The following is a 19762-nucleotide window of genomic DNA, read 5'->3' on the forward strand; positions in this document are numbered from 1 at the left end:
CATTCGTTACTGCGGGTCCGTGCTGGTGGGCAGCTCTGGGGCGCCGGCGGCATGGGATGAGGTAATGAGCAGCGCTACCAGCTGGGCCGGCCCGTCGGGCGTCAGGTCCCACACGGCTACTTCTTTTCCGCTGGCCTGGTAGCGCCGCGGAGTTGGGGGCAGGCCAGGGCCAAAGCTGAGCACCCGCACCCAGTTGTCGAACCCAAAGGAAATGCGGGCAGCCCGCAAGGCCGGCACTACCCCACTGAGAAAGTCTGGCCCGATTTCGTACTCCCGGCCTAAGGCATCCCGCACCCGACCGGGGCTGCCATCGGGCTCCACCAGCCACTGCGTGACGTAGGGAAATTCAATCAGCTGCTGCCCGGCTCCCAGCGCCTGCTCTACCAAGGCCAGCAAATCCCACTCGTTTTTCATCTCGGTTCCTCCCACACAAATACGCCCGACATCTTACGCAAGAAGATGCCGGGCGGGTTCGCACGAGCGGGCGCAGATAAGGCTTTACTCGTTGTAAATGGTTTGCAGCACGGTCTGGCCCACCGCTTTCAGGGTCCGCTTGTCAATCACGCTCATGTTGTCCTGCGTGGTGTGGTGGTAGGGCGGGAAGTACTCGTCGCCCACGGGCAGGTGGTCGATGATATCAACGGTGCGCACCCCGGCCTGATTGGTGTAAACGTGGTCATCGTCGATGCCCGGACTGTCCTGGAATAGGAAGAAGTCGGAATAGCCGAGCTGAGCGCCGGTGTTCCACACTTTGTCTACCACGTCGCGGGCGTACTGTCGGGAAGTTTCCTCGCGGCTGAACTTGGCGTTCTTGGCTCCCACCATGTCCAGCAAAATGCCGTAGCTGGGCTTGTAGCCGGTCGGCACCAGGTTTTTGGACCAGTACTGGGAACCCAGGCACCAGCTGTCTTTGCCCTGGGCAGCCAGCTGGTCTTTCAGGTCGCTCTGCGTGGAGGAATCGTAGCCGTAGTCTTCCGAGTCGAACAGGATGAAGTCGACCCCGACGGCGGGCCGCTGATTGGCGGGTTGCTGGCTGAGCAGGCGGGCCATTTCCAGGGCAATTGCCACGCCGCTGGCTCCGTCGGAAGCACCATCAAGCGGAGCATTCTTTTTCTCCTTGTCCTTATCGGCGAAGGGGCGGGTGTCCCAGTGCGCAAATACGGCTACGCGCCGGGCCACGGTGGGGTCAAACTGCGCAATAATGTTGCGCGAGCGGAGCATCTTACCATCGAAGGCCATAACCTCAAACTGCTGCTCCTTTACCGTCAGGCCGTAGCTCTTGAACTCCTGCACCAGCCAGTCGCCGGTAGCTACGTGGGCTTTGGTGTTGGGCACACGGGGGCCAAAGGCCACTTGCTTGGCCGTAAAGGCGTACGCCGAGTCGGCATTGAACGCCGGGGCCGCTGGACCTTTGGCTACTTCCGGAGCGGCCGTCGTGGTCGTTTCCTTCTTGTCGGTGCCGCAGCTGGCCAGCAGCATTCCGGCTGCGACGGTCAATGCCCACCCAATTCGATTATTCTTCATAAGCCCAGTCAATGCCGGTTTTTAAGTCTTTAATCACAATGCCCTGCTCTTTCAGCGCCGCCCGGATCTGGTCGACCTTGTCGTAGGCTTTGGCCGTTTTGGCTTCCTGGTAGAAGCCCAGGGTCAGCTCCAGCAGCTGCTCGGTGTTGGCGCGGGGCTCGTCTTGCAGGCCCAGAATATCGGTTACCACGGTACGGTAGGCCTGCAGGGCTTCCTGCAAAGCGGCTTCGCTCACGGTGCCCAGCGTGGCCGGGTTGGCGAAAAAGCCGTTGAACTTGCGCAGCAGATTAAACAGGCTGGCCAGGGCCCGGGCCGTGTTCAGATCATCGTTGAAGCCTACGAAAACGTCGGCCACCAGCTTGCGTAGCTCGGCGTCGGCTTTCTCCGTGTCGGTGGCACGCTCGGCACCTTCGGGCAGCTGCAGCTTCTCGAGCAGGCGCAGGCCGTTCATCAGCTTGCGGTAGCCTTTGCGGGCGGCCTGCAGGGCGGCGTCGCTGACATCCACGGGGCTGCGGTAGTGGGCCTGCAGCAGGAAAAAGCGCACCACCATGGGCGAGTAGGCCTGGGTGAGCGTGGCCGTGGGCCCCTTGAACATTTCGCCCAGCAGCACGAAATTGCCTAGGCTCTTGCTCATCTTGGTGCCGTCCACGGTTATCATGTTGTTGTGCACCCAGAAACGCGACTCATCGGTGTGGGTGTGGCTGCCTTGGCACTGGGCTATTTCGCACTCGTGGTGCGGAAACATCAAATCCAGGCCGCCGCCGTGGATGTCGGAGAGCTGGCCCAGGTACTTGCGGCTCATGGCCGAGCACTCCAGGTGCCAGCCCGGGAACCCCTCGCCCCAGGGCGAAGGCCAACGCATGATGTGCTCGGGCGCGGCCTTTTTCCAGATGGCAAAATCCAGGGGGCTGCGCTTCTCGTCCTGCCCGGCCAGGGTGTCGCGGGTGCCGGCCAGCTGGTCTTCAATGCTGCGGTTGGAGAGCTTGCCGTACCGCTCCCGCTCGGCGTTGTATCGGGGCACGTCGAAGTACACCGAGCCGTTGACCTCGTAGCCAAAGCCGTTCTCGATGATTTCCTCCACCATCGTAATTTGCTCGGTGATGTGGCCGCTAGCCTGAGGCTCAATATCGGGCGGCAGGCAGCCCAGAGCCAGCATATTCTGGCGGTACAGATTGGTATAGTGCTGGGCAATCTGCATGGGCTCCTTGCGCTGGGCGCGGGCGGCCTTGGCCATCTTGTCTTCGCCTTCGTCGGCGTCGCTTTCCAGGTGGCCCACGTCGGTTACGTTGCGCACGTAGCGCACGGTGTAGCCCAGGTGGCGCAGGTAGCGGGTCAGCACATCGAACACGACCGGGCCGCGGGCGTTGCCCAGGTGGGCCTCGCTATACACCGTCGGGCCGCAGAGGTAAACACCCGCGAAGGGCGCGTTGACGGGTACGAACTGGTCTTTGCGACGGGTAAGGGTATTGTAAAGGGAAAGCGGGTGCTCCATGGGGCAAAAGTAGCAAGATTTGGCGGGTGAGCCCGGCGCGAATTACTTAGGATTATCAGGCAGATTCCGGGCAGTAAACAAACGACCCGGCATCTGTTTTGGAGTGCCGCCAACTTATTAGCCGCCTAATACCAGCCGGCTTGCCCCTATTCAGCACAAAAACGGTACATAAACCCGTTTTGGCAGTACAAAAAGTTCACTGAGCAGCACAAGAGGTTCCATTAGCAGTACATCCGCCTACTGTTGCGCTGTCGGGACCAGCAGCCGATACGTGGCCGAAGTTGGAAAATGGTCGGAGTATGGAATGTCGTAATTCACGCCAAACTCTTCCACCTGCCACTGCGGACTGGCAAACTGGTTGTCGATGCGCACGAAGGGCAGAGCGCCGTTGTAAGTGGCGCCCACCCCGTTGCCCACGGTGGCCCAGGCGTTCTGAAAATGGTCGGCCAGTTGGTCGTAGCTGTAGCTATAGGGCAGGTCGTTGAGGTCGGCGCAGAGCAGCATGGGGTAGCGGCACCGCTCGAAGCGCTGAATCAGCGTATCGACCTGCACGCTACGGGCCACCAGGCCGCGCTTGAAGCGGCGCATCAGACCCAGACCTTTTTTCTTCAGCCCGTCCTTGCTGGAGTAGCTGTCCACGATATCCTTCTCATCCATGCTCATGCTTTGCAGGTGGAAGTTGTAGACCCGAATTGTGTCGCCGGAGGGCAGGCGCAGGTCGGCGTACATGGCGTGGTTCTGGGTGAGCCGGTCGAAGGGAATGGTGCCCCGCCCCACGATGGGAAAGCGGGAGAAGATGGCCATGCCAAACTCGGCTCCGGCCGCGTTGGTCAGCGTTTTGGACACGAAAGCCTGCCGCCCGGCCTGCTTGCCGATCTGGTCGACGCTGCGAAACAGGCGGCCCTCGCTGCTGCGCCCGCCGGCCGGCTCGTTGTAGAACTCCTGCAGGCAAAGCACGTCGGCCGGGTTATCGGCCAGCCACTTAATAAACTGGGCCGGGGCCCTGGGGTCTTTCTCGCGCAGCTGCGGATACACGTTGAAGATGCGCACGTTGGCACTAACCAGCCGCACCGTTTGGTCGGTGGGTTTGGGGGCGCTGCGCATAGAAGCCAGCCGGGCCGGGTGCAGGGCTAGTCCGCGCTGAAAGTGGGGCCAGGTTAGCACGGCCACCAGGGCCGGCAGGGCAGCCACGCGCCAGTTGCGCAGCAGCCAGTAGCCCACGGCAGCCACGTTCAGACCCAGGGCCACGGGCAGCGTGAGGGCCCCAAAGGAGGCGGGCCAGAACACGCGGGACGGAATCTGCACGCAGGCAATGGCTAGCAGCAGCCACGCAATGACGAGCAGGGTACATTTAAAGGCAAAGGAACGGCGCACAATCGAGAACCCCTAGGCGGGCAAAGCAAAGGTATGGGTTACGGCCACTTTCGCGCTACAGCTATCCGCAACGCGCAAAAACCACGCTTTTTTGGTTGTATCTTTCCCTATGCAATTACCCTTACTCTCCCGATTCGTCGCTATTTTCCTTATTCAGCTGCTGCCGGCCTTATGTACCCGTGCCGCCGCAGCAGCCCCGGCATCCCCGAGCAGCCGGCCCGCACCCTGGAATTTGTGGAAAACAAAGGCCAGTGGCCCGCCCGTGTGCAGTACCTGGCCGAGCTGCCCAGTGGGCGGCTGTTCCTGGAGAAAACCGGCTTCACCTACGCATTTGTCGACTCCAAGGCCCTGGACCAGCACCACGACCACGGAGCTCCGGCCGCGAAGCTGCCGGCCCACGCCTATTCCATGACGTTTGTGAACGGCAATGCCAACCCGGACATGGTTGCTGCCACCGCTACCGATGAGCAGCGCAACTATTTTCTGGGTAACGACTCCCGCAAGTGGGCCGCGCGGGTGCGGGGCTTCCGGCAGGTGCGCTACCAGAACATTTACCCCGGCATTAGCACCGAGCTCTACGAAAACGCCGACGGCCACCTCGAGTACGACTTCCAGGTGGGGGCCAAAGCGCAGCCCTCCCAGATCCGGCTGCGCTACAACGGAGCCCAGCATCTGAGCTTGCACGAAGGTCAACTCCGGATTCAGACTTCCGTGGGTACCGTGGTGGAGCTGGCCCCCCGGGCCTGGCAGCAGCAAGGCGAAAAGCGGGTACCCGTGGCCTGCGAGTACGTGCTGCAGAACAATGTGGTGAGCTTCCGCCTAGGCCGCTACAACCACGAGCTGCCGCTGATTATTGACCCCACGGTGCTGTTCTCATCCTTTACTGGCTCCACGGCCGACAACTGGGGCTTTACGGCCACCTACGACCCCCAGGGCAATATGTACTCCGGCGGCATCGTGTTCGGCGTTGGCTTTCCCACCGTCCTGGGCGCCTATGACACCTCGTTCAACGGCCTGGCCGATATTGCCATTTTTAAGTACACTACCACCAACACCGGTTCTGCCTCCCGCGCCTACGCCACCTACCTGGGCGGTGACTCGACTGAGGCCCCGCACAGCCTGGTCGTAAATCCGGCCGGAGAACTGGTTATTATGGGAGCCAGCAGCTCGCGCAATTACCCAACCACCGCCGGGGCCTACGACAGGTCGTTCAACGGCGGCCCCCGCGTCAACAACGTGAACGGGCTGCGCTACATTAACGGCTGCGACATTATCGTCAGCAAGCTCAGCGCCGACGGCAGCCGCCTGACGGCCTCCACCTTCCTGGGTGGCGCCGGTACCGACGGCCTGGTCCCGACCGGACCTCTGACCCACAACTACGGTGACCAATTCCGCGGCGACGTTATTGCGGACGGCTCGGGCAACGTGTACATAGCCTCCGTTACGGGCAGCGGTGATTTTCCCATTGCCAGCACCCAGGCCATGCAGCGCACCTACCGGGGTGGCAGCTCCGACGCGGTGGTGTGTAAGCTCAGCGCCGACCTGAGTAGCCTGCAGTGGAGCACCTACCTGGGCGGGCAAGGAGCCGATGCGGCCTATTCCATCCAGGTGGGCCCGACGCGCGACGTGTACGTAAGTGGGGGCACAAGCAGCACCGACTTTCCTACTACGCCCGGCGCACACCAATCCCAGCACCCCACCAGCGACGTGGACGGCTTTGTGGCCCACCTCAGCAGCACCGGCACCAAGATGGAGCAGGCCACCTACCTGGGCACCGGCCTTTATGATCAGGCCTACTTTATTCAGCTCGATGCCGTTTCGAACGTGTACGTGCTGGGCCAAACCAACGGGGTATACCCGGTCACGCCGGGCCTGTACTCCACGCTGCGCGGCAATCATTTTGTGCAGAAGTTCAACCCTACGCTCAGCCAGAGCCTGTACTCCACCCGCTTCGGCGGCGGCCGCAGCACCACGCCGAACCTGTCGTTAACCGCGTTTCTGGTCGACGACTGTGAGCGAATCTACATCTGTGGCTGGGGCGGCACCGTCAATGCCGGCTTCAGCGGGGGCGGTACCAGTGAGCTAGTCGTGACGCCCAATGCCCTGCAGTCGGGTACCGACGGCTCCGACTTTTACCTGGCCCAGTTTTCTCCCGGCATGAAGGATCTGGACTACGCCACGTTTTTTGGGGAAGCCGGCGGCCGGGGGGAGCACGTCGACGGAGGCACGTCCCGCTTCGACAAGCGCGGCATCGTGTACCAGGCCGTGTGTGGCGGCTGCACGGGCACCTCGGGTTTTCCCACCTTGCCCACCGGCAGCTTTTCCTCGACCAACAACAGCCGCAACTGCAACAACGCCGCGTTCAAGATTGACTTTGGCGTGCGCCTCGCCGACCCCGGCCCTAACCGCTCCGTGTGCGTCAGCGCGGCCCCGTTTACACTGGGCGGCAGCCCGGCCGGCGGCACCTGGTCGGGCCCGGGCGTGTCGGCGCGGGCGGGCGGCGGCTACGAGTTTACGCCTTCCGTGGCCCGGCTTGGCGTCAATGTGCTGACGTACTCGGTTGCTTCGACGGGCGTCTGCGTCAGTACCCGCAGCCTGCGCGTCACGGTCACCCCGGAAGTAGCACCCGTATTTGTTCCAGTGCCACCGCAGTGCGCCGCCACTTCCGCGGCCATTTCCTTGTCGGCCACCCCGGCCGGGGGCACGTTCAGCGGCCCGGGCGTCAGCGGCAACACGTTCACACCTTCCCTGGCCCAGGCCGGCACCCACCTCCTTACTTATTCGTTCAGCGACACCACCCGCTGCGGCTCAGTTACCCAAACCGTGGTGGTAGACCCGCCGCGCCCAGTCGAAGCTGGCCCCAACCTGACGCTGTGCTCCTACGAAACGCAGCCGATTCAGCTGACGGGCTTCAGTCCGGAGGGCGGAGTGTGGAGCGGGCAGGGCGTAAGTGCCAGCGGCTTGTTTACGCCTCCCAATACCAACAACCGCGGCGCCATTATTACCCTGCGGTACAGCTTCTCCGACAACGCCTGCAGCACCTCTGATACCCGAACCGTGGTGCTGGCGCCTTCTGCCGGCACCAACATCGACCTGAACGTGCCGGCCTGCGAAGCCGCGCCCCAGTACACGGCCCTGGCGCCCTTCACCCATACCTTCGCCCCGATTTTGCCGGGTGGCGTGTATCAGTGGAGCTTCGGCGACGGGGGCACTTCTACCGAGGCCAACCCCACGCACACGTACTCCCAGCCGGGCCAGTACCAAGTGCGACTCACCGCGTTTTATTCCAATTGCGAAGTACTGACTCAGTTTGCCCCGGTCAACGTCGGCGACGTGTTCATTCCCAACATTATCACCCCTAACGACGACCCCGAACGCCTCAACGAGCAGTTTGTGCCCCGCTTCAGCTGTGAGCCAGCTTCGCTGCAGGTGTTCACGCGCTGGGGCAACAAGGTGTACGAAACCGCCGCTTACCACAACGACTGGCGCGGCGAGAACCTGCCCGACGGTGTGTACTACTATCTGTTGCGCGACGCGGCTGGCCGCTCGGCCAAGGGTTGGGTCGAAGTCAAACGCTAGATTCTTGGGGTTGGTGGCAGCCGCTGTGCGTACCTTTATTCGCTTATTTCCTTTTTAGAATTTGCTGAATAATCCATTTATGTGGAGAAAATTACTGTGCTCAGTCACGTTGGTGGCTGTTTTTACCGGTACTAGTCAGGCCCGTTCAGAGCCACCGGCTAATGCCAGTCTGGAGTTCATCGAAAACCGCGGGCAGTGGCCGGCGGCGGTACGCTACAGTGCCGACCTTGACGGCGGGCGGTTATTTCTCGAACCAGGCGGCCTGACGTACTCCTTCTTGGCCAGCCTGCCCCACGGCCACGGCAACACCCAGCAGCTCGCGGCCGAAACCGGCCTCAAGGCCCACGCCCTACGCGTAACCTTCGCGGGTGCGGCTTCTCTACCCACGGTGCAGGCTGAAAATCAAACCACCGAAGTCCGCAACTACCTGCGCGGCAACGACCCCAGCCGCTGGGCCCAGAATGTACCGGGCTTTCGGGCGCTGCGCTACGCCAGTATCTGGCCGGGCGTGGGGGCCCACTTCTACGAAAACCGGCAGCAGCAGCTGGAGTACGACTTTGAGCTGGCCGCCGGCGCTAACCCAGACCTGATCCGCCTACAGTATGCCGGCGCCGATGCCCTGCAGCTTACCGCCGACGGGGCCCTGGAGGTGAAAACTTCCGTTGGGGTATTGCGTGAGCTGCCGCCCCAGGCCTGGCAAACCGATGCCACCGGCCACCGGGTGGCCGTGCCATGCTCGTACGTGCTGGAAGGACGCACCGTGCATTTTAAGCTGGGCCGTTACAACCACAAGCAGCCCCTGACCATTGACCCGACGGTCGTCTTTTCCAGCTACACGGGCTCTACTTCCAACAACTGGGGCTTCACGGCTACCTACGATTCGCAGGGCAATATGTACTCCGGCGGCATTGTGTTCGGTCCCGGCTACCCCACTACCTCGGGCGCGTTTAAGACCACGTTTGGCGGCGTCACCGATATCGGCATTATCAAGTACAATACCGCCACTTCCGGCCCGGCCGCCCGGGCCTGGGCTACCTATATTGGCGGCTCGGGCTCGGAATTTCCCCACAGCCTGATTGTGGGTAGCCAGGGCGACTTGTTTTTGCTGGGAACAACCTCGTCGACTGACTACCCTACTTCCGCCACCGCCTACGACCGGAGCTTTAACGGGGGCACCTACATCGACCCCTACGGCCAGGGCTCACGGGCCCCGTATGACGTGCCCGACGGCTCCGACCTGGTGATTTCGCGTCTGAGCCCTACTGGCAGCACTCTTGTTGCCTCCACCTATCTGGGCGGCTCCGGCAACGATGGATTGCTGGACCCGAGCCTTTCGCCCCTGGCCCGCAACTACGGGGATGCCTTCCGGGGAGACATTCTGCTCGATGCCAACGATAATATCTATATCGCCTCCAGTACCACTTCCCCCAATTTTCCGGCCGCCAACGGGTTCAGCAGCGCTTACCGGGGCGGCGGCTCCGACGCAGTGGTGTGCAAGCTTGACCCGGTAGCCAGCCGCCTGTTATGGAGCAACTTTTTGGGTGGCTCCGGCCACGATGCCGCCTACTCCCTGCAGTTTGATGCCACGGGCAATATCTACGTAGGCGGCGGCACAACTAGCCCTAACTTTCCAACCACCGCAGGCTCCCTGCACCAAACTGCCCGGGGCGGGGCGGATGGCTTTGTAGCCCGAATCAGCAATGCCGGCAACCAGGTCCAGAAGGCGACTTACCTGGGTACTACTTCCTACGACCAAGCTTACTTTCTGCAGCTGGATGTGAGTGGCTCGGTGCTAGTGCTCGGGCAGTCCTTGGGCAGCTACCCCGTCACGGCGGGCCGCTACCAGAATGCGGGAAGCCGGCAGTTTATTCACAAGCTTGACCAGGATCTGAGTACCACGGACTTTTCTACCGTGTTCGGCAGTGGCCGCTCTACCCTGGATATCTCGCCGACTTCTTTTCTGGTTGACCAGTGTAACCGCATCTACGTCAGCGGCTGGGGCGGCGGGGCCAACCAGCGGTTCCCTTATAACAACGGGAACACGTACAGTCTGCCCGTGACGGCCAATGCCGTGCAGCGCATTACCGATGGGGCAGATTTTTACCTCATGCAGCTGGCCCCTGAAGCCGTCCGACTCGACTATGCTACTTTTTTCGGCCAGCAAGGCGGTGAAGGCGACCATGTGGACGGGGGCACCTCCCGCTTTGATCCGCGGGGCATGGTGTACCAGGCCGTGTGTGCCTGCGCCTCTTCGGGAGGAAGCTCATTTCCTATCCTGCCCGGCGCCGGTACCTTCTCTTCCTCCTCGGGCGTGACGGGTAGCGCCTGCAACAACGTGGCCTTCAAGTTCAACTTTGAAACAGTAACCGTGGTAGCCGGCACCGATGCCACCGTGTGCGTGGAGGCGCGCCCGCAGCCACTGATGGGCTCCCCCGCCGGCGGCACCTGGACCGGGCCCGGCGTGTCCGGTTCGGTAGCTACGGGCTTTTTCTTCACTCCCACACCGGCCCTACTTGGCGTTCAGACCCTAACCTACACTGTGCCGGGCGTGGGCCTCTGCGGTGGGGTTTCCAGGCTGCGCCTGACCGTGGCGCCTACTCCCCCGGCTCCTACCATCACCTCCATCCCGCCCGCTTCGTTCTGCTTAAACACGACTCCGGTGCCTAGCTTTCCGCTGACGGCCACCCCGGCCGGCGGTACCTTTTCGGGCCCGGGTGTAACCAACAATGCTTTTAACCCCACCACGGCCGGCCCTGGTACTCACAACATTGTATATAATGTAACGGTGAATGGCTGCCTGCTTCAATCTACTACGCAAATGGTCGTGGTCCGGGCGGTTGCCGGCCCGGGGTTCAGCGTGTGCTCCAACGGGGTTTCTCGCCCTCTGGCAGGCTCTCCGGCCGGGGGCACCTGGTCCGGGCCGGGCGTGTCAGGCTCGGTAGCTACGGGCTTTGTCTTCACCTCTTCCCAGGCCCTGCTCGGCCCCCAGACGCTCACCTACACCCTTACCGGAGCCAGCGGCTGCACCAGCCAATCGACGCTGGTTGCTTCGGTGCTTTATAATCCGGTCTTTACGCCGCCGGCCCAGCTAACTTACTGCGCTGCCACTACTACTCCCATTCAATTACCAGGCAGTGTTGTGTGGTACGGGCGCGGAGTGCAGGGGCCTATTCCCAACGGATTTACCTTTACGCCTTCTCTGGCTGGGGCCGGCTCTTTCACGCTTAACTACTTCAGCGGGAACGGACCCTGTGACATTGCCGGCACCGTTCCCGTTGTCGTCAGCCCGGCTGTTAGCGTCAGCCTGCCGCCCGACACGATTCTGTGCCCCGGCACTACCCAGCCCTTCCGCCTGCGGGCCACGCCGGCCGGAGGCACCTGGTCGGGAGCCAACGTAAGCAGTGCAGGTATCTTCACGCCCCCGGCGGGCTTCAGCGGGACAAGTATTCTTACTTATACTGCCAACAGCGGCTCCTGCGTGAGCAGCGCCACGCGTCGGGTAAGCGTAGCACCCGTTCCCAATTACGCCGCCCGCTGGGATGCAGAGCTGTGCGCCGAAACCCGCCAGGCCCCCTGACCATTCGCTTCTCCGACCCGCTCAACAGCTTCTCCGGCGTCAGCTGGGACTTTGGCGACGGCACTAAGGGCAGCGGCAATACGGTAACCCACGTTTATCAGCAGGCCGGCCGGTATACGCCCCGTATCAGCAGGCCCTACAACAACGGACTGTGCACCGTGGAGCTGACTCTGCCCGTTATTGAGGTGACGCCCGCCTATCAGATTCCCAACATCATCACCCGAACGGAGACTCCAGAAACGACTACTTCCTGGCTACCAATGGCTGCCCGGCCCGCTTACAGGTATTTTCCCGCTGGGGTAACAAGGTGTTCGAAGCGGCCGAGTATCATAATGACTGGAATGGCGGGCAGCTTCCCGACGGCACTTACTACTACCACCTGCAGCAGGCCGATGGCATTACCATAAAAGGCTGGCTGGAAATAAGCCGCTAGGGTGCCGCCGTAACCACTGCTTAGCTTGGTCTTTCCCGCCCGGGGAGCCTGAAGTTCAAAGGCTCCCGTTTTGGCAGCCCGGCGTATGGCTTGCTTCCGGCATTTTTTCGGCTTATCTTTGCACCAGCAAACTGACTATGAAGAGGGGACACACAGTCCCCTCTTTCTTTTGTCCCCCTATTCATCTCCATGAAATTCGACCGCGACCAAATTGCCGAAATGCTCCAGGACAGCCTGCCCGGTCCCGAGCTGTTCGTTGTCGCCCTTACCGTCTCCGACGCCATCCGGCCCAAGATTACGGTCATTCTCGACAGTGAGCAGGGTTTCGGCATCGACGAGTGCGCCAAGGTCAGCCGCCGACTGGCCCGTCGCATCGACGAGGCGTACGGCGAAGAAGCCAGCTACACGCTGGAAGTAACCTCGCCCGGCGCCGACCAGCCCTTCACTGACCAGCGCCAGTACACCCGTCACGTGGGCCGGTCCTTGAGCGTGAAGCTGCAGGATGGCACCGAGAAAACCGGCGTTATGGAAGCCGTCGAAGCCGAGGGCATTCAGCTGGCCGAGGAAATCAAGGAGAAAAACAAAAAGAAAGTCCTGCCCGCCGTTCTGGTGCCCTTCGCCGAAATCAAGGAAGCCCGGGTAGTTATTTCCTTTAAGTAACTGAGTAAGCCAACCGCCCCTCGCTGTTGGCTTTGTTCTGAAATTCATCTAAACCGCAAACTGTTGCGTAAGTAGCTGGCCGTCAAAAACCCATCCGCCACCCAACAGGTATATAGCTTAACCCCCATGAACAGCCACGTTCTGATAGAATCGTTCGCCGAGTTCGCCCGCTCCAAGAACATCGACCGTCCCACGATGATGAGTATTCTGGAGGACGTGTTCCGCACGATGATCCGGAAAAAGTACACCACCGATGAGAACTTCGACGTCATCATCAACGTGGACAAAGGTGACCTGGAGATTTGGCGCAACCGCGAAATCGTGGATGACGACTCCGAAGACATCTGGGATTTCGACAAGATTCCGCTGGCCGAAGCCCAAAAGATCGAGGCCGACTTTGAAGTGGGCGAGCAGGTAGCCGAAGAGGTGAAGCTCGAAGACTTTGGCCGTCGTGCCGTGCTCATGGCCCGCCAGACGCTGATTCAGCGCGTGAAGGACTTGGAGCGCGACAACCTCTACCAGGCCTACAAAGATCAGGTAGGCGAAATCGTGACCGGGGAAGTGTACCAGGTGTGGAGCCGCGAGGCCCTGATCTTGGACAAAGAAGAAAACGAGCTGGTGCTGCCCAAGTCGGAGCAGATCCCTAAGGACCGTTACCGCAAGGGCGACACCGTGCGGGCCGTGGTGCACCGCGTGGAAATCATCAATGGCACGCCCAAGATTATCCTTTCGCGCGCTGCTCCGGCTTTCCTGGAGCGTCTGTTTGAGCTGGAAGTGCCTGAAATCTACGACGGCCTGATTACCATCAAGAACATCGTGCGGGAGCCCGGCGAGCGGGCCAAAGTAGCCGTAGAAAGCTACGACGACCGGATTGACCCCGTGGGTGCCTGTGTGGGTATGAAAGGGTCCCGTATCCACGCCGTGGTGCGCGAGCTGGAAAACGAGAACATCGACGTCATCAACTACACCGACAACCTCGAGCTATACATTCAGCGGGCGTTGTCGCCGGCCAAGATTGGCTCGATGCGCATTAATGAACAAACCGGTCGGGTATCGGTGTTCTTAAAGCCAGACCAGGTTAGCTTAGCCATCGGCCGCGGTGGTGCCAACATCAAGCTGGCAAGCCGGTTGGTAGGAATGGAAATCGACGTGTTCCGCGAAGCCGGCGACTACGACGAAGATATTGCCCTCGACGAGTTCCAGGATGAAATCGAAGGCTGGGTGCTCGACGAGCTCAAGAAAATCGGCCTCGACACGGGCCGTGCCGTACTGGCAGTGAGCAAAGAAGATATCGTGCGGCGCACCGAGCTGGAGGACGTCACCGTAGAGGACGTTTTCCGCATCATCCGCAATGAATTTGAGGATAACGAAGAACAAGAAGAAACCACAAATTCCGGCGACGCGCAATGAATGCGCGGCGGCCGGTACAGCAAGGACGTTAAATCACGCTAGTCGGCGTGATTTGGCGTCGGCTGGCAAGATTTAATGTAGTACCTTTGCATCTGAATACGAGTATCGTTCGCGAGCATAGAATGGCGGAAGCAGCACCTAAACGGCTCCAGCAGGCAGCCAAAGACCTGAATATTGGAATGGGCACGGTCGTAGAGACCTTGGCCAAGAAAGGACATCAGGTAGAAAATAAACCTACCACGAAGCTGACTGCCGAACAGGTAGGCCTGCTGGAGAAGGAATTTGCGTCGTCGGCGCAAGACAAGATGGAGGCGACCAAGCTCACGCAGGCCAAGCGGCAGACGGAGCAGGAAGTAGCCCCAGCTCCCGCTCCCCGGCCTGAACCCGTAGCGCCGAAAGCCGTTAGCCCCGCTGTGTCCGCTCCGGTCCCCGTGGCTGAAGCGCCCAAACCCGCTGCTCCCGCCCCGCAGGCGGCACCCGTAGCAGAGGCTAAGCCAGCTCCAGCTCCTGTGGCAGCGCCAGCCGCTCCGGCTCCCGTAGCTGCAGCCCCAGTTGCGCCCGAAGCACCGAAAGTGCCGGGCCTGAAGGTGCTGGGTAAAATTGAGCTTGACTCAAAAGGCCGGCCGGTACCACCGCGTCCGGCTGCGGCTGCCCCTCAGCCCGCTCCAACTCCGGCTCCTCAGCCAGCACCGGCTCCCGTGGCCGCTGCGCCGGCTCCAGCTCCGGTTCCAACGCCCGCTCCGGCTCCTGTAGCCGAAGCCAAGCCCGAACCAAAGGTTGAAGCTGCCCCTCAGCCAGCGCCGACGCCCGTAACGGCTCCAGTTGCTCCGGTAGCACCAGCTCCCGTGGCTGCGGCCCCCGTTACGCCTGCCCCCGCTCCGCAGCCTGCCGCGCCTGTAGCTCCTACAGCAGCGCCTGAGCCAGCCGCATCTGAGCAAGCTCCTGATGGTAGCACTATCGTAGCTAAAGCCGACCAGCTGAAAGGCTTGACGGTTCTGGGCAAAATCGAGCTGCCGCTCGACTCGTCCCGCCGTGGCGGCCGGAATGCTCGTCCGGTAGCTTCATCCGATGTCCGTAAAAGCGGGCTTGGCGCTGGTGCCGGTACCGACAACAAGAAAAAACGCCAGCGCATGCCGGCCCCGGCGCACCTACTACGGGTGGACAAGGTGGTCAAGGCGGCCAGAATACCGGTCAAGGTGGCGGCGGTGGCTATCAGGGCAACCGTCCTGCTGGTGGACAGGGCCAAGGCCCACGTCCCGGCGGGCCTGGTCAGCGCCCCGGCGGCCCCGGTCAGCGGCCCGGTCAGGGTGGGCAGAACAATGCTCCCCGCCCGGCAGCTGTAGCTAATACGCCCGAGCAGAACGACAAGCAGATTCAGGAGCAGATCAAAGCCACGCTGGCTAAGCTCAGCGGCGGCCGTGGTGGCAACCAGAACAACCGCGCTAAGTACCGCCGCGACAAGCGGGCCGGTGGCGCGGAGGATCGGGAAGCCCAGCGCGCTCAGAACGAGCTGGACGCCAAGACCCTGAAAGTAACCGAGTTCATCTCCGCCAATGACCTGGCTTCGCTGATGGACGTTTCGGTGAATGAGGTAATTAAGGTGTGTCTGAACATGGGCATGTTCGTTTCCATCAACCAGCGTCTCGATGCGGAAGCTATTACGGTGGTAGCCGACGAGTTTGGCTACGACGTAGAGTTCCTGTCGGCGGAGGAAGATGAAATCGACACCACTATCGAAGACAATCCCGAGGACTTGTTGCCCCGCGCCCCGATTGTGACCATCATGGGTCACGTCGACCACGGTAAGACCTCGTTGCTTGACTACATCCGGAATGCCAGTGTAGCCAAAGGCGAAGCCGGTGGTATTACCCAGCACATCGGTGCCTACGACGTAATGACCAAATCGGGCAAGCGCGTAACTTTCCTCGATACGCCGGGTCACGAAGCCTTTACGGCCATGCGTGCCCGTGGTGCCAAGGTCACCGACATTGCCATCATCGTGGTAGCTGCCGACGATTCGGTAATGCCCCAGACTCGGGAAGCTATCAACCACGCGCAAGCGGCGGGCGTGCCCATCGTTATTGCGATGAACAAGATTGATAAGCCCGGCGCCAACTCGGAGAAAATCCGGGAGGAGCTCTCGCAGATGAACATTCTGGTCGAAGATTGGGGTGGTAAATATCAGTCGCAGGAAGTTTCGGCCAAAACTGGTTTGGGTATCGAAGACCTGCTGGAAAAGGTATTGCTGGAGGCCGAACTGCTCGAGCTTACTGCTAACCCGGACCGTAACGCTGTAGGTACCGTAATCGAAGCCATGCTGGACAAAGGCCGGGGCTACGTAACTACCGTGCTGGTGCAAACCGGTACGCTGAAGGTAGGCGACGTGGTACTGGCAGGTCCGCACTACGGCCGCGTGAAGGCCATGACCGACCACCGCGGCAAGAAGATGAAGCAGGCTGGCCCGGCTACTCCGGTGCAGGTACTCGGCTTGACCGGTGCCCCGCAGGCTGGTGACAAGATTCAGGTGATGGAAACCGAGCGTGAAGCCCGGGAACTGGCTACCCAGCGTCAGCAGCTCTCGCGTGAGCAGAGCATGCGGACCAAGAAGCACATCACCCTCGACGAAATTGGTCGCCGTCTGGCTATCGGCTCGTTCAAGGAGCTCAACGTTATTGTGAAAGGTGACGTGGACGGCTCGGTAGAAGCACTCTCCGACTCGCTGCTCAAGCTCTCGACGCCGGAAGTAAAGGTGAACATCCTTTCCAAGGGTGTAGGTGCCATCTCCGAATCGGATGTACTGCTGGCTTCGGCTTCCGACGCCATCATCATCGGTTTCCAAGTGCGGCCCTCGCAGAGTGCCCGCAAGCTGGCCGACAACGAGCAGATCGATATTCGCCTCTACTCTATCATCTACAACGCCATCAACGAGGTGAAGGATGCCATGGAAGGCATGCTGGCCCCAACGGTGCAGGAAGTAGTGGTAGCCAATGCCGAGGTGCGGCAGGTGTTCAACATTACCAAGGTGGGCAGCATTGCCGGCTGTATGGTAACGGAAGGCTCCTTCACCCGCAATACCAAGGTACGGGTGGTGCGCGACGGTATCGTAGTACACTCCGGCGACATTTCGGCGCTGAAGCGTTACAAAGACGACGTATCGGAAGTACGCCAGGGTTACGAGTGCGGTATTTCGATCAAAGGCTTCAATGACCTGCGCGAAGGCGACAACATTGAGGGCTTCGAAGAGAAAGAAATCAAGCGGACGCTGTAGTCGGCTTGAAGGTATACAGGCAGGACGCCCCAGCTGGAAACGGCTGGGGCGTTTTGTTTTCCACCCCTGGGAGAAGTTTAACCCTCCCACATTCATGTGATGTAACCAGAGCCGAAACAAAGGCGCCAGTCGCCCCTGGCCGTAACGGCAGTTGGATAGAAGATACCGGTAGTAAATATCTTGTTGTGTCCTTGCCAAAAGCCTAAATAATTAATGAGCATGATACTCAATTACCTCTAACTATCAGACGCTTAGCATTCTGGTCACATATTTATGCGATTGACCCTAGACGACAGCCGCAGTAATTTTGCATCAGTTCAGGAAAAAATTGCACACCTGAGCAGATTGTCCGTCCTCTTACTCCTCAGTTGCTATGAAAACACTTACCACCATCCTCCTCGCAGCCACCATGACCAGTGGTACCGTATTGGCTCAAACCAAAACGCCAGCCCGAGCGGCAAGACCAGCCGGTGCTACCACCCCGGCAGCGCGAACAACCACAGCCAAGACTACGACCACGACCAAGCCTGCTCCTAAACCTAGCGCCAAGCCCAGCACGCCGGTAGCCAGCAAGCCGGCTCCCAAACCCGAGCCTGCAGCGGTACCAGCCCCTACTCCTACTCCTGCCCCTTCGGCAACGAAAAGTGCTGACCAGACTGCCGCCGGGGAGTTGTTCCGCAAAGGCACTACTATGGCTAACCTGGGTGTGGGCTTAGGGCTGGGCTACGGATATTATGGGACCTTTAAATCGTCGCCGGCGCTTAGCTTATCGGTGGAGCACGGCGTGTTGGACGGCATCGGGCCGGGTACTATTGGCGTGGGCGGCTTGGTTGGCTACAAATCCTACCATTATGATTACCCAAGCACCAACTACAAGGCTACCTGGACCAATATTATTGTAGCCGCACGAGGCACTTATCACTACAATATTTTTCAGAATCCAAAGCTTGATACTTACGGGGCCTGAGCGTGGGAGTACGCATTCAGAAATGGAGCGACACCTACTACGATGAAATTCCGGAGCTGAAAGGCTATTCCAGCAGCTCGACTTACCTGACCAGCGGCATTTTTGCCGGGGCCCGTTACTTTATCACCAACAATGTGGGGGCCTTTACCGAGGTGGGCTACGATATGAACTACCTCAAACTGGGGGTAACGGCCAAGTTCTAGCAAAGGCCTGGAGCCTGCCCTTATTATGAATAGGATGCCCAATTATGTGTGCATAGTTGCTGAAAGGTTAAACGCACGTCCTCTCGATACTCCATGCCGGGTTCATAAGCACAAAGTGCTTTAGGATAAACTAAGTAGAGTAATCTGGGATTCTGCGTTACCTCAGCCAAGATAAATCGTATGAAGGAGCAGGCACCTTGACATACTGTTGAGCACGAAGCTTCATTAAAACATAACGCCTTGGCAGTTCTCTGCGACGGCCAGGGTGCGTTACTTCTTCAGCAGCGTCGGGGGCGAACGGTGGCCCGAGGCCGTTGAAGATGCAAAAAGCCCCGTAGTGCTGCTACGGGGCTTTTTTGTTGTTCTGCAATCAGGCTACCTAGAAAAACAGGAACCGGTGCTTCTTTTTGTGCTTGAGCGGCTTGCCCTTGGGTCAATGCCGGGGCGCGGCGGCTCTGACCACGCTTCTGCTGGGCCGTGCCGCGCTTGTCTTTGAACTTGCGCACGGTAAAGCCCGAGTTGCCTTTCTCGTACTGCCGGGCCGGCCCCGAGGCGCGACCAAAGCTGGTGTTGGCCGTGCCGCCCGAACGGGCTTCCAGAATTTCCAGCTGCTGGTCACGCTTCACCTCGTCGGGGTTCATGCTCATGCGCCGCTGCATGCGGGCCACCTCCTCCCCGAAGGCTTGCGGGACGATTTGCGCGCCGCTGCCGGCTTCTGGGCCGGCTCCGACGATTGAGCCTGAGCCTGGAAAGCAACAAGGCTAGTACCCGCCAGCAGCAGAGCGGCAATCAGCTTTTTCATACGAGGAGGAAGATGAAGAAAAAACACTTGATCGGGGCGTAAAGCAGTCGGCTCAATCCCGGGTTTGGCAGCCATGCAACCAGCGGGGTGCGAATATAGTTCAATTTGGTTAAAACCTATAAGTCAGGCCGATACCCAGGGTTTCCTTGAACTGAATCCGCCGTCCCCGGCTGTCAGGAACACCGTCGTCATTCTGGTCAATGGGCACTAAAACGTCGTCATCGTATACCAGGGTGGTGGTAATACTGCTGCTGATGAATTTATTGACCTTGAAGCTAATCAGGGTTTCCCAGTTTACGTCCACATTATCGGGGTTGTGCAGGTAGTTGCTGAAGAGGTCCAACTTACTTTGAAATGTAATATTTTCCCAGATGGGCCGCCGGTACTTTACGTTTAAATACGCGCCGAGTTCCTCTCGAAACCGTTGCCCGGTACCCGAACCAGTTCTCCACGGGCGTCGCGGCGGGCGGCTT

General features: G+C 60.3%; 16 protein-coding genes and 1 pseudogene. 10 read left to right on the plus strand and 7 right to left on the minus strand.

Features of this window, described 5'->3' with window-relative positions; all coding sequences use genetic code 11:
* Positions 1 to 6 precede the first annotated feature (6 nt).
* The 4 genes from MUN79_RS01060 to MUN79_RS01075 form a co-directional block, all read right to left on the minus strand.
* Positions 7 to 414, minus strand: a complete 408-nt coding sequence (locus MUN79_RS01060; RefSeq protein WP_244675977.1) for a hypothetical protein — start codon at positions 412 to 414, stop codon at positions 7 to 9.
* A gap of 84 nt (positions 415 to 498) precedes the next feature.
* The gene (locus MUN79_RS01065) at positions 499 to 1524 is read right to left on the minus strand and encodes a M28 family peptidase (protein WP_244675978.1); all 1026 of its coding nucleotides are present in this window, start codon (positions 1522 to 1524) and stop codon (positions 499 to 501) included.
* A complete protein-coding gene (gene cysS, locus MUN79_RS01070; protein ID WP_244675979.1) occupies positions 1514 to 3016 on the minus strand; it encodes a cysteine--tRNA ligase in 1503 nt (500 codons plus the stop codon). The genes MUN79_RS01065 and cysS overlap by 11 nt, the downstream gene beginning before the upstream one ends.
* Before the next feature lie 237 nt (positions 3017 to 3253).
* Positions 3254 to 4390 (minus strand): endonuclease/exonuclease/phosphatase family protein, encoded by a 1137-nt coding sequence (locus MUN79_RS01075; RefSeq protein WP_244675980.1) that lies wholly within the window; start codon positions 4388 to 4390, stop codon positions 3254 to 3256.
* A gap of 171 nt (positions 4391 to 4561) precedes the next feature.
* Here MUN79_RS01075 and MUN79_RS01080 point away from each other — a divergent pair, with 171 nt between their 5' ends.
* The 10 genes and pseudogenes from MUN79_RS01080 to MUN79_RS01120 all read left to right on the plus strand — a co-directional run bounded on the left by MUN79_RS01080 (position 4562) and on the right by MUN79_RS01120 (position 18487).
* A complete protein-coding gene (locus MUN79_RS01080; RefSeq protein WP_244675981.1) occupies positions 4562 to 7969 on the plus strand; it encodes a DUF7948 domain-containing protein in 3408 nt (1135 codons plus the stop codon).
* A gap of 112 nt (positions 7970 to 8081) precedes the next feature.
* On the plus strand, positions 8082 to 11546 hold the full coding sequence (locus MUN79_RS01085; protein WP_445991692.1) for a DUF7948 domain-containing protein: 3465 nt from the start codon (positions 8082 to 8084) through the stop codon (positions 11544 to 11546).
* Positions 11519 to 11662 (plus strand): annotated as a pseudogene (locus tag MUN79_RS31620) (PKD domain-containing protein); the annotation flags it as partial. The gene MUN79_RS01085 and the pseudogene MUN79_RS31620, both read left to right, overlap by 28 nt.
* A gap of 134 nt (positions 11663 to 11796) precedes the next feature.
* Entirely contained in the window at positions 11797 to 11979 is a 183-nt protein-coding gene (locus MUN79_RS31625) for a T9SS type B sorting domain-containing protein (RefSeq protein WP_375378229.1), read from the plus strand.
* A gap of 189 nt (positions 11980 to 12168) precedes the next feature.
* A complete protein-coding gene (gene rimP / locus MUN79_RS01095; protein ID WP_244675984.1) occupies positions 12169 to 12639 on the plus strand; it encodes a ribosome maturation factor RimP in 471 nt (156 codons plus the stop codon).
* A 126-nt stretch (positions 12640 to 12765) separates the two neighbouring features.
* Entirely contained in the window at positions 12766 to 14049 is a 1284-nt protein-coding gene (nusA, locus tag MUN79_RS01100; protein WP_244675985.1) for a transcription termination factor NusA, read from the plus strand.
* A gap of 179 nt (positions 14050 to 14228) precedes the next feature.
* Complete coding sequence (locus MUN79_RS31630; protein WP_244675986.1) at positions 14229 to 15392, plus strand: hypothetical protein; 1164 nt, start codon at positions 14229 to 14231, stop codon at positions 15390 to 15392.
* 227 nt (positions 15393 to 15619) lie between these two features.
* Positions 15620 to 17317, plus strand: coding sequence for a translation initiation factor IF-2 (gene infB, locus MUN79_RS31635; RefSeq protein ID WP_244675987.1), 1698 nt, complete (start codon positions 15620 to 15622; stop codon positions 17315 to 17317).
* A gap of 373 nt (positions 17318 to 17690) precedes the next feature.
* Complete coding sequence (locus MUN79_RS01115; protein ID WP_244675988.1) at positions 17691 to 18284, plus strand: hypothetical protein; 594 nt, start codon at positions 17691 to 17693, stop codon at positions 18282 to 18284.
* Between the two features lie 2 nt (positions 18285 to 18286).
* A complete protein-coding gene (locus tag MUN79_RS01120) occupies positions 18287 to 18487 on the plus strand; it encodes a hypothetical protein (RefSeq protein WP_244675989.1) in 201 nt (66 codons plus the stop codon).
* Positions 18488 to 18765: 278 nt separating this feature from the next.
* On the opposite strand, the gene MUN79_RS01125 is transcribed toward MUN79_RS01120, so the two are convergent.
* The 3 genes from MUN79_RS01125 to MUN79_RS01135 form a co-directional block, all read right to left on the minus strand.
* Positions 18766 to 19155 carry a hypothetical protein gene (locus MUN79_RS01125; protein WP_244675990.1) on the minus strand — a complete coding sequence of 130 codons (390 nt, stop codon included), beginning with the start codon at positions 19153 to 19155 and terminating at the stop codon, positions 18766 to 18768.
* Positions 19131 to 19289, minus strand: a complete 159-nt coding sequence (locus tag MUN79_RS01130; protein ID WP_244675991.1) for a hypothetical protein — start codon at positions 19287 to 19289, stop codon at positions 19131 to 19133. The genes MUN79_RS01125 and MUN79_RS01130 overlap by 25 nt, the downstream gene beginning before the upstream one ends.
* Positions 19290 to 19398: 109 nt before the next feature.
* Entirely contained in the window at positions 19399 to 19632 is a 234-nt protein-coding gene (locus MUN79_RS01135) for a hypothetical protein (RefSeq protein WP_244675992.1), read from the minus strand.
* Positions 19633 to 19762: the final 130 nt, after the last annotated feature.

Origin of the sequence: Hymenobacter cellulosilyticus (genome assembly GCF_022919215.1) — a bacterium.
GTDB classification, from domain to species: domain Bacteria; phylum Bacteroidota; class Bacteroidia; order Cytophagales; family Hymenobacteraceae; genus Hymenobacter; species Hymenobacter cellulosilyticus.

Excerpts from the sequence above, each read along its gene's own strand:
- nusA (WP_244675985.1), top strand. The coding sequence starts at position 12,766 with ATGAACAGCCACGTTCTGATAGAATCGTTCGCCGAGTTCGCCCGCTCC.
- MUN79_RS01080 (WP_244675981.1), top strand. The coding sequence starts at position 4,562 with ATGTACCCGTGCCGCCGCAGCAGCCCCGGCATCCCCGAGCAGCCGGCC.
- MUN79_RS01060 (WP_244675977.1), bottom strand. The coding sequence starts at position 414 with ATGAAAAACGAGTGGGATTTGCTGGCCTTGGTAGAGCAGGCGCTGGGA.
- cysS (WP_244675979.1), bottom strand. The coding sequence starts at position 3,016 with ATGGAGCACCCGCTTTCCCTTTACAATACCCTTACCCGTCGCAAAGAC.
- rimP (WP_244675984.1), top strand. The coding sequence starts at position 12,169 with ATGAAATTCGACCGCGACCAAATTGCCGAAATGCTCCAGGACAGCCTG.
- MUN79_RS01065 (WP_244675978.1), bottom strand. The coding sequence starts at position 1,524 with ATGAAGAATAATCGAATTGGGTGGGCATTGACCGTCGCAGCCGGAATG.
- MUN79_RS01115 (WP_244675988.1), top strand. The coding sequence starts at position 17,691 with ATGAAAACACTTACCACCATCCTCCTCGCAGCCACCATGACCAGTGGT.
- MUN79_RS01130 (WP_244675991.1), bottom strand. The coding sequence starts at position 19,289 with ATGAAAAAGCTGATTGCCGCTCTGCTGCTGGCGGGTACTAGCCTTGTT.
- infB (WP_244675987.1), top strand. The coding sequence starts at position 15,620 with ATGGACGTTTCGGTGAATGAGGTAATTAAGGTGTGTCTGAACATGGGC.
- MUN79_RS31630 (WP_244675986.1), top strand. The coding sequence starts at position 14,229 with ATGGGCACGGTCGTAGAGACCTTGGCCAAGAAAGGACATCAGGTAGAA.